This is a genomic window from Cyclobacterium sp. L-R (assembly GCF_056859355.1).
On record NZ_JBSXOH010000080.1, the window covers coordinates 1 to 15,741 of the forward strand.

The 15,741-nt window shown below is 39.0% G+C and carries 9 protein-coding genes; 3 read left to right on the forward strand and 6 right to left on the reverse strand.

Annotated elements, in window-relative coordinates:
* Positions 1-374 precede the first annotated feature (374 nt).
* Together AC13EX_RS14740 and AC13EX_RS14745 are read left to right on the forward strand one after the other, a co-directional pair.
* Positions 375-1,913, forward strand: a complete 1,539-nt coding sequence (locus AC13EX_RS14740; protein ID WP_482893268.1) for a hypothetical protein — start codon at positions 375-377, stop codon at positions 1,911-1,913.
* A gap of 128 nt (positions 1,914-2,041) precedes the next feature.
* On the forward strand, positions 2,042-2,494 hold the full coding sequence (locus AC13EX_RS14745) for a hypothetical protein (protein ID WP_048642360.1): 453 nt from the start codon (positions 2,042-2,044) through the stop codon (positions 2,492-2,494).
* 442 nt (positions 2,495-2,936) lie between these two features.
* On the opposite strand, the gene AC13EX_RS14750 is transcribed toward AC13EX_RS14745, so the two are convergent.
* The 3 genes from AC13EX_RS14750 to AC13EX_RS14760 are packed head-to-tail and all read right to left on the reverse strand — an operon-like array spanning position 2,937 to position 7,106.
* Entirely contained in the window at positions 2,937-4,427 is a 1,491-nt protein-coding gene (locus tag AC13EX_RS14750; RefSeq protein WP_482893269.1) for a TolC family protein, read from the reverse strand.
* A complete protein-coding gene (locus AC13EX_RS14755; protein ID WP_482893270.1) occupies positions 4,420-5,733 on the reverse strand; it encodes an ABC transporter permease in 1,314 nt (437 codons plus the stop codon). Before AC13EX_RS14755 ends, AC13EX_RS14750 begins: the two co-directional genes overlap by 8 nt.
* A gap of 59 nt (positions 5,734-5,792) precedes the next feature.
* Positions 5,793-7,106, reverse strand: a complete 1,314-nt coding sequence (locus AC13EX_RS14760; RefSeq protein ID WP_048642357.1) for an efflux RND transporter periplasmic adaptor subunit — start codon at positions 7,104-7,106, stop codon at positions 5,793-5,795.
* A 484-nt stretch (positions 7,107-7,590) separates the two neighbouring features.
* On the opposite strand from AC13EX_RS14760, the gene AC13EX_RS14765 reads away from it, so the two are divergent.
* Complete coding sequence (locus AC13EX_RS14765; RefSeq protein ID WP_482893271.1) at positions 7,591-8,355, forward strand: class I SAM-dependent methyltransferase; 765 nt, start codon at positions 7,591-7,593, stop codon at positions 8,353-8,355.
* Between the two features lie 26 nt (positions 8,356-8,381).
* Here the strand turns inward: AC13EX_RS14765 and wecB are convergent, their stop codons facing one another.
* From wecB to AC13EX_RS14780, 3 genes are all read right to left on the reverse strand, one after another.
* On the reverse strand, positions 8,382-9,479 hold the full coding sequence (gene wecB / locus AC13EX_RS14770) for a non-hydrolyzing UDP-N-acetylglucosamine 2-epimerase (protein ID WP_048642355.1): 1,098 nt from the start codon (positions 9,477-9,479) through the stop codon (positions 8,382-8,384).
* Between the two features lie 407 nt (positions 9,480-9,886).
* Entirely contained in the window at positions 9,887-10,639 is a 753-nt protein-coding gene (yaaA, locus tag AC13EX_RS14775; RefSeq protein ID WP_482893272.1) for a peroxide stress protein YaaA, read from the reverse strand.
* Positions 10,640-10,642: 3 nt separating this feature from the next.
* Positions 10,643-15,739 (reverse strand): T9SS type B sorting domain-containing protein, encoded by a 5,097-nt coding sequence (locus AC13EX_RS14780; RefSeq protein WP_482893273.1) that lies wholly within the window; start codon positions 15,737-15,739, stop codon positions 10,643-10,645.
* Positions 15,740-15,741: the final 2 nt, after the last annotated feature.

A 15,741-nucleotide genomic window follows, 5' to 3' on the forward strand; every position in this document is an offset into this window, starting at 1 on the left:
TTCCTTGGCAAGTTGCTCCTCAGCAGAGCTTGCCTCCGCTTTATCGTGGTACTGTAAGTTAAATGAAACTTCTTAGAAATTAAAACACTTACTATATTTGAAAAACAAAAGTGTCAACCATTTTCAGGACGAGACAATCAGACTGTTTGGAGATTTTAGCATAGCTCCGCTATGGTGAAATTGAAAACAGCAACGAAGTGGCTGGTTTTAAAGCGATTTCAGGACGTAATAGAATGGCTATTGCATATTTCGGGTTAAATGTTACTTTAGAGGTATAACTTAAATTGGATATTACAAAAAATTCTTGTGCTAAAATAATTATTATGCTTATCTGAAAATTATCAACCTAGTGAATAAGAATAAAATACGGCAATATGACAGCTACCACCATGAAGCGCTCAACTGAAAGATCTCATAAAACGGTCAAAGGGCAGAATTTGCCTCGACTCAACTTTACTTCAAGATCCTGCCACAATAACATCCGCATTTATCAAAACTGGAAAAAACTTCCTTACTCCAGCTTTATCCTTCCATTATGCTTTCTCTTTTTGATAACTAGTTGTAACAACAAAATTGAAAGCAAAGAAGAACAACTACCAACAGGCATTCAGCCTTGGTCAGAAAACCCAAGCTATTGGGAATATAAGGGAAAGCCTGTGCTTTTATTAGGGGCAAGTGACAATGACAATTTATTTCAATTGGCTCATTTGAATTCTCACCTGGACAGTCTAGCGCTAGTGGGGGGTAATTATATCAGAAATACCATGAGTGACCGGGATGAAACTGATGAGAAGGCCTTCTATAAAAATGAGAAAGGAAAGTATGACCTTGAACAATGGAATCCAAAATACTGGCAAAGATTTGAAAACCTGTTGCAACTAGCAAAAGAAAGAGACATTATCGTTCAAATAGAGATTTGGGACCGCTTCGACCATGCCAGAGAACAATGGCAAAAAGACCCCTACAACCCTAAAAACAATGTGAATTACACCTACGAACAAGCAAGCTTGGATAGCCTCTATCCCGATCATCCGGGGCAAAACAAACAACCTTTCTTTTTCACTCCCCCTACCCTTCAGGACAATAAGGTACTTTTGAAATACCAGGAAGCATTTGTAGAAAAGCTGCTTTCCATTTCTCTACAATACAACAATGTCCTCTACTGCTTGGACAATGAAACAAGTGGTGTGGAAGAATGGGCAAGTTATTGGGCTGCTTTCTTAAGGGACAAATCTGGAGATAGGAACATTAACATGACAGAAATGTGGGATCACTGGGATCTTACATCCGCAGAACATAAAAGGACTTTAGATCATCCAGAAAAGTATGACTTTATAGACATCTCACAAAACAGCCATAAAATAGAAGAAGAAAACTGGAACAATGCACAGTATGTATTTGCTTATATAAAGGAGCGACCAAGACCAGTGAATTCAGTCAAAATTTATGGTAGTGATGCACACCAGCCTTGGCTTTCCAGAGGCATCTCTACCAAGCATGCCGTCAGTACCTTTATTAGAAATATTTTAGGAGGTTTTGCTTCTAGCAGATTCCATAGACCTCCCCATGGTTTGGGATTAAGCAATTGGTCAATGCAAAGCATTAAAACCATGAGAAAAATAGAAGAAAAGGTTAAATTATGGGATTTGAAACCCATGATGGAAAATTTATCCGACCGTGAGGAAAATGAAGCTTTTCTGACCGGTAAGGCAGGTGAAACTTATTTGCTCTATTTCCCTGAAGGAGGAGAAGTAAAGCTAGACCTAAGTTCTTATCCCCAACAATTTGAATTGAATTGGATAAGCCTAAAAGAAGCCAATTGGGGGAAAAGCATTCTCCTCGATGGTGGAGATAAGCGCTCTATTGCACCGCCAGTAGATAACGGAAGCCTTGCATTGATTCAAGTTAAATGATTCCTATGCTGTTTTGATATAGGGTGAATTCTCCTTTCCCCCTATTATTAATGCTTCTATTAATTCGTTAAGGGAATAAAAAACACATCCATTATGAAATATTTGGGTTTAATTCTTATATTGATTACTTGGAAACATTCTTAAAATACTTGAAAATTGAGGCCATTGGAGGTCATATAATCAGAATTTCCCTTGCATGTCTGTTATTGTTTGGGGGATTTACGAAGTTAAAACTTATTGGAGCTCTGGAATACAACCTATTTTGGTCAATAATTCTAGCTGCCATAGAGACCTTTGCCGCTTTTGGTTTGCTTATTCATTATAAGAAACCTTTAATTGGAATTGGAGCAGGTATTTTGGCATTATTGTCCATCTTTATTCGGGTGGTATTTTCGATAGGATGGGTAAGAGACCATATTCTCCAAACGAATTCATTTATGGATGCCTTTAGTGCTATACTAGGGGTTTATAACAATGGTCTTTTTCATATCGCTCTCCTGTTTGGCGCAGGAGTCTATTGTTTAGGGAATTCTTATAAGGCTTATATCAAAGAAAGAATTACCAAACCTTGGCCACATTAAGACTGAATTATTAGAACAAGGATTTTCAACCCGGATTATGTAATAGAATTTCTCCGTCCTGACAATAGTCAGGGGTGAAGCCTGTCCCGTGTTTACGGGAAGTGTTGCAATCGCAAGAAAATCAGGATGTTTGGAGATTTTAGCATAGCACCGCTATGGTGAAATTGAAAACAGCAACGAAGTGGGTGATTTTAAAGCGATTTCAGCACGTAATAGATTGTCTATTGCCTATTTCGGGTTCAAAATTGGATACTTCATTCCCGCTTAGCAAGCCATAAAAAAAGCATCCTTTATCCGGATGCTTTTTTTATTTTAAATCTTTGACTTTACATGTATTTTCAGGGAAACTTCACACAATGGAATAATTGTTAATGTAAGCTATTTCAGGCAATAGGTGCTAACAAAACCCAAGCTTCTATAAGCTTAAAAATTGGCTATCAAATCAGTCTTCCAAAAAGCCCATATCGGGCGTATATAATAGATTATCTGCTTCAAAATCGAATAAGGTAAGCTCACGAAGCTCATAATATGCCATCCAATAATCTCTTAAAGACTCTACATAACTTCTTCTATTTTTATCCTTTTCTTGCTGAGCTATGCCAAGGTCAGTTATTGTAACATTTCCACTTTGGTACCTTCTGAATGAGATCTCATAACGTTTGTCTGCCACCAAGTCAGAAGTTTTAGTAATCTCCACTCGGTCTATAAGCATGATAAACTTTCTTACCTTGGTAAAAATCTCTTGTTCAAAATTAATGATTTCCTGTTCTATTTCAAATTCAGTCAGTTTTTGATCAGCTTTGGCCATACTCATTCTGGCTTTATTCCTGCCCCAGTCAAGAATAGGAACATTAATACCTAAACTCACTAAGGCTTGGGTATTTGGATTCGAATAAATGCTTGACCACATCAAGTCGGCTTTATTGTATCCATAACTGGCATTCAAACTCATTTGAAATCTTTCTCCTCTTGCTTGAGCAACTTGAGCTTCAGCTTCAGTTCTTTGTCGTTTATATCTGATCGCATCCGATCGATTTTGGAAAGCATATTCAATGGCCTTTTGTACGTCGACCTCAAAATCAGGAATATCACTAGGCAATAATAAGTTTAAGGTAGTGTTTTCATTCAAGCCAATATAGGATTTTAGTGATAAGGAAGAGGATTCCATATCTAACCTCGCCTGCGCAACCGCTTGTCGGGCTTCAAGGACTTGTAATTCTACTTGGAGCAATTTATCCTCGTAGGTAGTCCCAATATTGTACCTCCCTTGCTCAATCTTTAGTATAGCTTCTGAGTTTTGTAAGTTTAAAGATGCAATGTCCAAATTTACCTGAGCAATGAGAAACTCGAAAAACATTTGGGTCACTATCCTGCTTATTTGCTCCATTTCTTCAACATATTCCCTCTTGCTTTCCTCGTACCTGAAGGGTTCAATTTTCTTATCCCATTTATACCGATTAAAAGCAAAAATAGGTTGAATCAAACGAACATTAATCGGAACCCCATTCCACCTTGTCTGGTTTTCATTGTCTGCCGCTAGGAAATTATCAAACCTACTTGTTGAACTATTCACGGATAATGTGCCGCCAGTAGGGGCAATTACCTGTCGCAATCCCAACTCAAGATCTGCGTAATTTTGTCGGACTTCTCGAAACTCAATGGTTCCATCCGGTTGTTCGACACTATTGAAGGCCTGAGAGTATCTTGGCAGTGTTCCTTCCAGATTCAATTGTGGGTTATAGTCTGATTGGTAAAGTTTATAGGTCCAGTATCTGTTTTCCCTTCTTGTATCTGCATTCAATGCCGCAGGAGATTGGTTTTTCGCTCTTTCAATAATCTCTTCTAGTGTATAACTTACAAGTTCCTGAGCACGAACAGAAAAACAAGTCAGAATGAGAAAGATACCCGTAACAATTAAATATTTTTTATTCATAGCGCAAAGAGGTTATAGGGTCTTGGCTTGCCGCACGTTTCGCTGGAGTGATACCGAATACCAATCCTACAGTGGCAGCTACGCCAAAAGACAGAATAATAGAACTTAGGGTAATGACCGTAGGGAAATCTGCAAAAGTGGACACCAAATGTGCCAGAACAATTCCCAGAATCACACCTATTAGGCCACCACTAACACTTATCATAATAGATTCAAATAAAAACTGATTGACAATATCGGTTTTTTTCGCACCTAACGAAAGTCTTAGGCCAATTTCTTTTATTCTTTCCATTACTGATGCCAACATGATGTTCATAATCCCAATTCCGCCAACTAAAAGAGAGATGCCTGCGATTGCTCCAAGAACAATATTGAAAATATTTTGTGTCCGTTGTTGTTGTTTTAACAATAGCTCAGGGATGGTTATTTCAAAATCTACCACATTAAAATGCCTTCTTTGAAGCATTTTGGCCAATACCTCCGCTGTGGGATTAAGCAGCTCACTGTCTGACACCTGAATTACCAATTTATCTATTTGGTGGTAATTATTAGAAGTGTTTCCATTTGAATCATTTAATCGAGATTCTGTAATCAGGTCCCTGTTTCGGTAGCGGATCAACATGGTTTGAATGGGAATATACACATCCATATTAAAATCTCTTATGCCTAATTTGGAAATACTGGACTCGGAGACTATCCTTTCCTCAAGAATTCCTATTACTTCCAGCCATTGACTACCACTTTTTATTCTTTTACCTATTGGGTTTTCATTGGGGAAAAATCTAGCTGCCACATTTCTGCCTATAATACAAACTGGATTTCCTTGAACGAGATTTTGTTCACTAAACATTCGCCCTTCCTTCAATTGAAAATCGAGTACATCAAAATAAGCAACATCTACTCCTACGAGTTTTGCTGATCGTCTAATACCACTTTTTACTATATAGGTATCCATGACAATTTCAGGACTGATTCTGTTGATTCCCGGAATGATATTTTTAATTGCAGTAACATCTTCAAGCTTTAGTCCTGGAGAAAATTTATTTTTCTCCCTATCCATCCCACTATTTTGATCCACCTGCTCCTCTATCTGCTCTACTATTGGCTCTATTACTATATTATTGACTCCTACAAGCTTAATTTGTTCCAGGATTTCCTGTTGGGCACCTGTGCCGATAGCGAGCATCGCAATTACGGCAGCAACTCCAAAAATAATTCCTAATGCCGTTAATAATGAGCGAACCTTATTGGCTAAAACGGCTTCGAAAGCAATGTGGAAGTTGGCTAATAACCTTTCATTGAACATATATTTTGATTGGTTTGTCTGAGGATTCAATTATTTAATGTGAAAAAATTACATAAGCGTCAATAAGATTTAGTGGCTGATGCCAAAGGCTCTTCTTCCTCTTTTGCCTTGTCTAAATTCCTCTTTCCATTCAATTCCTCAAGCAAATTAATCGCAATGTTTTCACCCCAATCAGGTGTGTTTAAATAAACATATTCACCTTTATTCAATCCCTTTTCTATCACTACATCGTTGGCATTGGTCATACCTAACAATACTTCCTGCTTGGTACCATTCCTTAAGTAAACATAATTAATACTGTCATTGGCAACATTGACAGCTTCTAAAGGAACAAACAAAACATCATTTAATTTATCTGCAATTATAGTATTACTGGAAGTCATGGATGGCCTCAACAGTGGATCGCTTTCATTTACTTCGATGATCACTTCAAATACTTTGGCATCTGAGTTTGGCCTTTGTTGACCTACATTGGCCACTTTTTTTACTTCACCTGTATATTTCTTGTCTGGAAAAGCATCCATTCCCAATTCTACTTGCTGGTTTACTTTCACCCTTCTTATGTCCACCTCATTGATATAGGTAATGCTTTGCATGGTGGTAAGGTCAGGTAGAGTTGCTACCACTGGATTCCATGAGTTGATCTGAGAACCTTCTTTCACTTTAGTCCCTCTATAATCCACATAGATAACCATCCCATCTTGTGGGGCTGTGACAACAAATTTATCCAGTACTTCAACCATCTGTTTCACTTCCAACTCATCTTCCCTAAGTTTGGCTGCGATCTCCATCATCCTGGCTTTTTCCTGAAGCGTTTTTATCCTGTATCTTTCTTGAGCCTGATCCAACTCTCTTATGGCCTTTTCAACATTGTATTCATTTTGTTTGATAATTGCTGGCGGCTCAAATTGAGACTGCTCCAAAATCAATTCTTGCTCCTGAACAATGTATTTTTGATTAAGAATATTGTCCCTTTCTACCCTAAGGTTTAAAGAAGTATCCAATTGAATTTGTTCATACTGGGCCCTAGTTTGCTCTAAGTCTAATCGTCGATCTTCAAGTCGTCCAAACAGCTCAGTTTTATCAATAGAACAAATGAAATCTCCTTTTTGAACAACCGTACCCTCGTCCACCATTTTGTCAATGGTAAAACTACCAATACGGAATCTTCTTGCTTCGGCAGGGCCGAAAACTTGTACTGAGCGTAGTGCTTCCAACTCACCTGAGGTGGTAATCTCTACACGAAACTCTCCTTGCTCTACAGTAGCGAGAATGTTGTTTTCTACTCCAGTACTCCCTGAGGCAAAGAAAAAATACAAGGCTCCTATGACTAATATGCTCCCTATGGCGACGTATATCAGATTCCTTTTCATTTTGATTAAGTTAATTACATTCAAATTTAAACATTTTGTAACCTAAGTCTTCCCCACATAGCATTTTATATAGCCATTAGAATAATAACTAAAGTGTCTTCTTGACATTTAAATTGAAACGACAACCTTAGACACAAGTTTTGCGGTGAATATTATTAAACCCTTATTTATCAATAAGGTTCACAATCCATCTTTCCTATTTAAAAAAACCACATAATAAAAAAAAAATCAGTCCATTATACCACAAATCCCATACCTAAAACGAGGATTTATCTTTGGTCAATCCAACACTTCGATAAGATTTTGCCTAAATAAGAAAAACCAAACAAGGGTATTATCATAATTAAAAGGTTGATTGACACTAACCTGTTTTATGAATACTAATTAAGTAGATAGGATACTGACTTTATTCTTATCAATATGACAATTGCATATTTCGGATTAAACAAAGTGCCATTTCAATGCTACCTTATATATTTGCAATATGAAATCAATGATTAGCTGGACAATTCGTCATATTCCTAGAAAGTACCTGCAACTCTTTAGCCATTTTTTTTTAAAAATCGCCGTAATACTTTACAGGGGCAAAAATGTTTCTTGCAATATTTGCCAAAAAAGCTTTAGTAAATTCCTTCCCTACGGGAGAATTGCCCGTGAAAACGCACTGTGTCCCAATTGTCTGGGTTTAGAAAGACACCGTCTCATGTGGTTGTTTTTACAGAGAGAAACAGATTTTTTTTCAGCGCAAAAAAAAGTACTTCACGTTGCCCCCGAGTTGTGCTTTCTGAATCGTTTTAAAAAATTAAAAAACCTTAAATACATCACTGGCGATATTGAATCCCCTTTGGCAGAAGTCAAAATGGACATTCACCAGATTCCTTTTCCTGATAATTCTTTTGACGTAGTCTTTTGCAACCATGTACTCGAGCATGTGGCAGATGATTTGAAAGCTTGTGCTGAAATCAATAGGGTACTAAAACCCAACGGTTGGGGAATTATACAATCACCCGTCTATGAGCAGGAAATTACCCTAGAAGACAATTCTATTACAGATCCCATAGAAAGAGAAAAGGTCTTTGGGCAAAGTGACCATGTAAGAAAGTACGGTAAAGATTATGCCAAAAGACTTAGCCAATCAGGCTTAAAGGTTTTAGAAAATAATTTTGTTCGGAACCTTCCTGAAGAGCTAATAAAAAAGCATGCCCTTCCTGAAAATGAAATTATCTTTTATTGTCAGAAAGGGCAGTAAATGTATTTTTGTTTCTTCCAGCTAAATTAACCTAGCTTATCCACCAAAATTTCTACAATTCTTTTAGCAGTTTTACCATCCCATAAGTGAGGAATCTGACCTTTCTTCCAACTCCCTGAAAACAATTTCTCCATGGCTGGCTTAATTGCTTTAGGGTCTGTTCCTAGCAGTTCGTTGGTGCCTTCAGTGATGGTTTCAGGCCTTTCTGTATTGTCTCTTAAGGTCATACATGGCACACCCATTACTGTAGTTTCCTCCGTTATTCCACCTGAATCTGTCACAACCGCTTTTGCACTTTGTACAAGGTAGTTGAACTCCAGGTATCCCAAAGGATCTATCATGTGTAACCTTTCATGAGAAATGCCTAGATTCTGTAGCATCTTCTTGGTTCTTGGATGAACCGGAAACACTAAAGGCAAACCTCCTGAATGGTCAATAATTTCTTGTATAAGTTCTTTTAGTTTTTCTTCTTGGTCCACATTGGCAGGCCTGTGTAAGGTCATGACAATGTACTTGCCTTTTTCCAGACCAATTTCACTCCAGACTTCTGGTTGCTGAAACCTTGGTTGATGCTTGAGTAAAGTATCAATCATCGTGTTTCCAACATAGAAAATCCTTTCATTTCCAATTCCTGACTTCCTGAGGCTTTCATTGGCAACTTCTGAAGTTGTGAAAAAATAATTGGTAATGCTATCAGTAACCATTCGGTTAATTTCCTCGGGCATGGACCAGTCACCTGATCTAATTCCCGCCTCCACATGAGCTACTTTAACATGTAGTTTTTGAGCTGTTATGGCGCAGGCCATGGTAGATGTTACATCTCCTACTACAAGACAAAGATCAGGCTTGGCACTTTCCATTAGCAATTTTTCATAACCGACCATTATAGCTGCTGTCTGTTCAGCCTGGGTTCCACCACCTGCTCCTAGATTTACATCCGGTTCTGGAATGCCCAATTGTTCAAAAAAGCTTCCAGACATGTTCTTGTCGTAATGTTGACCTGTGTGAATCAGTCTAAAAGTTATTGCCTTTCCTTCTCCTGCAGCTGCGTTAATCGCATCTATAATAGGAGAAATTTTCATAAAATTAGGGCGAGCCCCTGCAATCAAGTCTACGCTTATCATATTTCAAAAATTAAATTTCCCAAGTTTACCAAATAAATCTGAAAAAAAGAGGAAAACACCCACTAAATATTTCGAAAATTTGAAAAAAGATAATAATTAAGAAACAATACCTACAGTATTAAAATATCAAATTCCCTTTTTTCAATTACAACTTCCAAAATTCTATCCAATTAGGATTAAAATCTTTTTAAACCCGGATTATGTAATAGGATTCGTGATGAGTGTTGCAATCGCAAGAAAATCAGGCTGTTTGGAGATTTTAGCATAGCACCGCTATGGTGAAATTGAAAACAGCAATGAAGTGGCTGATTTCAAAGCGATTTCAGCATGTAATAGGATGTCTATTGCATATTTCGGGTTAAAATGGGTGGAAGTCCACTTATTTAAAAAGTGATTTCACCACTATTTCACCGAATAAAAACCCATTCCTCAGAATTGCTTTTACTTTCAGAGTACTCATACCTGCCTTCGTTAAAAGTTTTAAGTACCTCTGGATCCTCCACTTTATTCCGAATAATAAAATCCGTCATTAACCCTCTTGCTTGTTTAGAGAAAATCCCAATATTCTTGTAAGTCCCATCCTTATATTCCTTAAAAACAGGGCTAATTAGGTTAGATTTTAGTTTTTTCTTTTTTACTACCTTAAAATATTCGTTCGATGCCAAATTAATCACAGGTTGCCCAAGGGCAATTCCATTAAGTGCATTGGTAATTTTGTCCCCCCAAAATTCATAGAGGTTTTTACCTCTTTTATTTTTCAATTTAATCCCCATTTCCAACCTGTAGGGCTGAATCATGTCCATGGGCCTCAAAAGCCCGTAAAGTCCGGATAAAATTCTTAAATGTTCTTGGGCAAAGGAAAAATCTTCTTCAGAAAAAGAGGCCACGTCTATATGGGTATATACATCACCCTTAAAAGCCAAAAGGGCCTGTTTTGAATTTTCTTCGTTGAAAACTTCCGAAAATCTCTGGTATCGTTCTGCATTTAACTCCGCCAAATTTTCACTTACCCCCATTAATTTCTGAATGGAATTAGGAGACTTTTTTTTCATTATCTCTACCAATTGGCCAATCTCCTTCTTAAACTCAGGTTGGGTTTTAATACTAACAGCTGAAGGATCATAGTCCAAGGTTTTGGCTGGGGAAATCAATACTATCATATACTATTCAATGACGACAATTGCGTCTCTTTTTATTTTGTTAATATTTTGTTTCTCATTGGTAAACTTAACAACGATAGGATATGTTCCCGAAGGTACTTTTCTTCCATTGACCAATCCATTCCAAGCACAAACAGAAATGCTCTCAGCTATGTTTTCCTGTTCGCAGAAATAAATCAATTCTCCCCATCGGTTATAAATTAATACCGTAAGGGTATCAAGCTGTCCAGTGGTATAAATCAGAAAACCCCTATCTGCATCCCCAGGTCTAATGGCATTCGGATAGACCACATTTACTTCACATACTTCAGTAATGGTAAAGTTAATGGTATAATCACATCCCTCTGAATCAATCACCATTAATTCATAATTTCCTTCCTCAATGGGTGTGAAGGAAGGGTCCAAACTAATTACAGATCCATTTTTAGACCATTCATAACTGTCCCAACTACCTACTTCAAGCGTAACCAGGTCATTTGAAGATTTGCAAATGTCATAATTTGGCAGTAAAGATGGTGGTGTCGAATCGGATTGATTAATTGTAATTTGTCCAGTTCCCAAAAGACAGCCCGCAGCATTTAATAAGTGAATTTCATAAGTCCCTGGACTACTTACCATCAGAGTGAGTTGTTCTTCACCTACAATCAAATTTTTTGAAGCCCCTACTACATTGTACCACTCAATTTTATCTACAAAGGACAAATCAGCTTCAGCCAAAATCTCCGTTATCACTACTCCTCCACAAAAACCAGGACTTGATAACACTACCTCTTCCTCTACTGATACAATCTCATAGGTTCCTGGATCTGGAACAGTACAGCCCAATTCATTAGCGACTTCAACAGAATAAGTACCCGCTGGAAGTACTACATTAATACTTGATCTATCACTAAATGTGGCATTGAATTTTTCCCCTGTAGCCAAATCTGTAATCGTGTAATCGCCTGAAACTGGATCCCCATCGAAAACAATTACTACAGCCCCATTTTGAGGCCCTGAATCACTGCAAGACTCAGGAAGGGTGGAAACCGTATAGACAAGATCATCTGGTGGTGTGTTATTTTCCACTACAGCTGAATGAGTCATCTCACAAGATCCAATATAACCTGTAAAGGTGTAGTTACCGGGAGCCAAATTGTCAAAGCTAAGCTGGGTATTTGGTTGGATATCCCTAAACACATCATTTGCCCCTACTAAAACCAAGCTATCCAATTGTGAAACGACCTCCACGACTATGCTCCCATTGGTAACCGTACAACTCTGTGAAGGATCAACATCTACAACAGAAAATTCAGGCAAACCAGTCACCTCTAAAGTAGCTGTTCTTTCTACTGTACAGTTACTATTCAGTGGATCGGCTGTTTGAAACAATAACTCATAGGTTCCCGGTCCTTCCAGGTCTCCTGTATTCAAGCTCAGCTCTTGCGTTTCTCCGATAACACTATATTCAGCCTCTGTCCCCAACCGTATGGACCAAGTCCCCGATACTGGTGTATCCGGAGAAAAGCTCACGGAGTCACCATAGCAGACAGCGGCTGCTGACTGATCAATGGTAAACTCAAAGGGTGGACCTACAAAAACCGATTGACTGACGGGACAAGTCTGATATTCTTCATCCTCATCTCTGAATTCTTCAGGAATATCATAGGCTACAAGCACTGTATAAATACTCTCTTCAGTGACCGTCAACTCATTACTATTTCCTACCACTATTCCTGCTGCATTTACCCAACGGAATATATATTCACCAATTCTTGAATCATCAGGATCAACCGCTACCAATGTTATTTCCTCTCCGCAAAGAGATATTTCAGAAGGCAGCGTGATTACAGGGGAAGGAACAACTTCTACTTCATGGGTAAACACTTCTTCCCAAGGTGCTCCACACCTATCTACCTGCAATTGTACAGTAAAAACACCTGTTTCCTGAAAGAAATATTCCAACTCTTGAAAATCTTCTCCTCCATTCAAAAACTCATCAACCACCTCTCCTTCGGCATCAAATATTGTCCAATTATAAATATCAATATCTGGCTCACCACCACCTTCAAAAACTCCTCTGGCTCCAATATCATTCCCCAGACAAAGCCTATCTGGCCCATCGAGACTTGGGTCTGGAATGGAACTTCCTGAGTTTTGGACAAATGAGGGCAATCCTAAATTTGTTGTACCCGGCATTGGTGCTACGCCCTGTTGGGTAAAGGTCGAGGGGTTACAGGCTCCACCAACCTGAACTTGACCTATTTGGTTGGATCCTACTACCGCAGAATAAATCTGCCCATCCGGACCAATCTGCAATGCGCCTAAGGGCAAACTTTCAGTACCCGAAATCACCGCTTTACTAGATAAGATGCAACTTTCTATTTCGGTCTGAAATTTAGCTTCCTCAAAACAATCAGGACAGACTGTCGTAACAGGATTTTCCGGATCACTGTTATCTGTTTCTTCGAAACCTTGTATATAGTATTCTTCAATACCCGGACCTCCATTGGTATAGGATACAAAAACCCTATTGGTATCATCCGAAAACTCCAATCCATAAATATCTCCCTCAGTACCCAAATCAAGTAAGGCATAAGGTGTCATTTCTCCAGTTTCCTGGTCGAAATCGAAGATTTCAAGCTTATTGGATCCACCTTCCTTAAAGGTGACTGCCACCTTCTCCCCATCAGAGGAAAACTTCATGGTACCTGAACCATCCCCAAAATCAAAATTACTACCAACCGAATTAAAAACTGGCTGGGCTATGCCATCATCATTCACGGGATATAAGCGGTAAGTATTGTTCCCTTTTTCATGAAAAGCTACCCAGATGGTATCTCCAGAATTAAAAGCTGCAGAATGTTGGGTACTGGGACTAAATAAAAGGTTGTCCTTGGTGACTACATTTCCTATACCATCAGGGTTATCACCTTTAATATCTACCAGAGAATACCTTACTTCATTCTGACCTCCTGCTCCCAATTGAGTAGTAAATAAGTAATAAAGGGTCTCATCTGTTGCGATGGGAACGGCCAATACACTACTGCTAGAAAGGTTGTCCCCGCCAATGTCTTCGCCATTTTGCATTGGATCACCATTAAGGTCCCAAACGGTTTGTCCATCCGTATAAAACAGAACTTGCCCTGTTTGGTCTGAAACGGTAGTCACACCTGCTGGAATATCCTGCGGGTGTGGGGTTTCAATAGGCCTCGGAGTTGATGCATTTGGATCATCTGGATCTCTATTGAAATCCAAACCTGCGCCATCACCAAAATACCAGATATTATTGCTTTGGTCCTCAATGTCCCAAATTTTTATTCTTATTCCTGCATAAGCATAACAAGTAGATCCTTGTTCTCTTACCAAAACCCAGTAATAACCTGGTTCGCAAACTTCATTAGGCGCTTCCGGTCCCCATCCTTCATCTCTTTTATTGGACCAGAAATATTCATAATTCGTTTCTCCCTGCCCTTGACCACCTGTGCCACCTCCAAGACCTCCGCCTCCTTGTTGCCCACCTTGACCTCCGTCTTCACCTTCACTTTGCGCCTCTAACAATGGCATCAAATCAATACACGATGGCTCACAAAGGGTGGTATCTGAGGGACTGAACTGTGCCGTCAAATTATTTTCTGTTAAGGAAATGCTTTTGGTCACATTCCCAGTTTCCCCGTTGGCATAGGTAACGGTAAGACTTACGGTCACTTGTTGTTCGGAAGTAGCTTCCTGTGGCAATAACAAGTGTTCAACTGAAAGGTCCATTTCAATCTCTTCTCCATCTTCATCCGTAAGGGGTGGCAAAATTTCCCACTCAAAACTTACTGGCCGGTAATTCAACGGGGTAACTTCGCTTGTCAATTGAATAGAAGTATTCATGCAAGGCATCTCCGGTTCCCAGGTGAAATCCACCACTGGTCCCAAATCTATATTTGGTGAAAATTGAGGGAAAACAGTTCCACAAAAATCACTCCCATTAAAAGGAAGTTCCTCAATAAGCAATCCTATCATTGTCCATTCATCAGGATTGCTTACTCTGCCAACATACTGAGGTCCACCCTCTACCTCTTCATAAATATAATAGAGCTGTCCATCAGGGCCTGATTTAACATCATAAATCTTAAAAATTTCAGCGGTAAGGGGTAATGAAACAGCAGTAGAATCAGGAATTTGGCTAGCAGGAATCTCTGGAGCAATCTCCTCTTCACTTATAAAAAACCTTTTCAATTCATCGCCTTGTGAATAATACAGAAAATCTCCATCTGGAGAGATGGCCAAACCTGTAATTAATTCAGTACCACCAGTACCTCGCAAGGCTTCCGGCGTCCCAAACAAACCTGAATCAGCATCAAAAGGAACCACTAATAAGTCTTCTCCCGGATTGTTGGGAACTATATACAATACACCAGCATCTTCATCAAAAAGCATTGTCTGCGATGCTGATCCTAAGGATAATGTATCTGCTGCTGTGAACTGGCCCGGCTGATCCTCCAGCCTTTTGGCTGTAAGATTACCATTGTCATAGCTGACAATATAATCAGGTGAACTACCGGATTTGACAGCTAAAATTGCTCCTTGGGCATCCCCCACTGTGCCACCTTGTGACACAGCACCTGCCGCTGGTTGATTAGAAGGTGCTCCACCCTGATCGTTCATGTCCACCAGACTGTATTGAAGCTGACCAGCCGGATCGATGTAGAAAATATAAAAATCTCTGGATCCACCAGGGCTAGGATCATAATCAAGTGCCGATATAGCTACGGATTGCCGGGCTGTTTCTACTCCTCCCAGCTCACCTACAACACCCTGCATGGCATCATTGAGATAATTGTAAACCAATGCCCCATCCGTATAAAACAATATTTCTCCAGTTATAGGATCAATGGCCATGGCCGTATTGGCTTTTCCTAGTGTAATATCCCCAGAAAGGCTTTCAACCTTGGCTTTACCATCCTTACCGAAAGAGATGTAATTATTATCCCCTCCTTCACAATATCCAAAGATCCACTCATTGTTATTAAAGCCTTGAGAATAAAGTGTTATGGGAGTACTTATACAACAAAATATAAATACTAATTTAATAATAAATTTAAATATGCTTTTAAAATGGTTAGATTTCATAA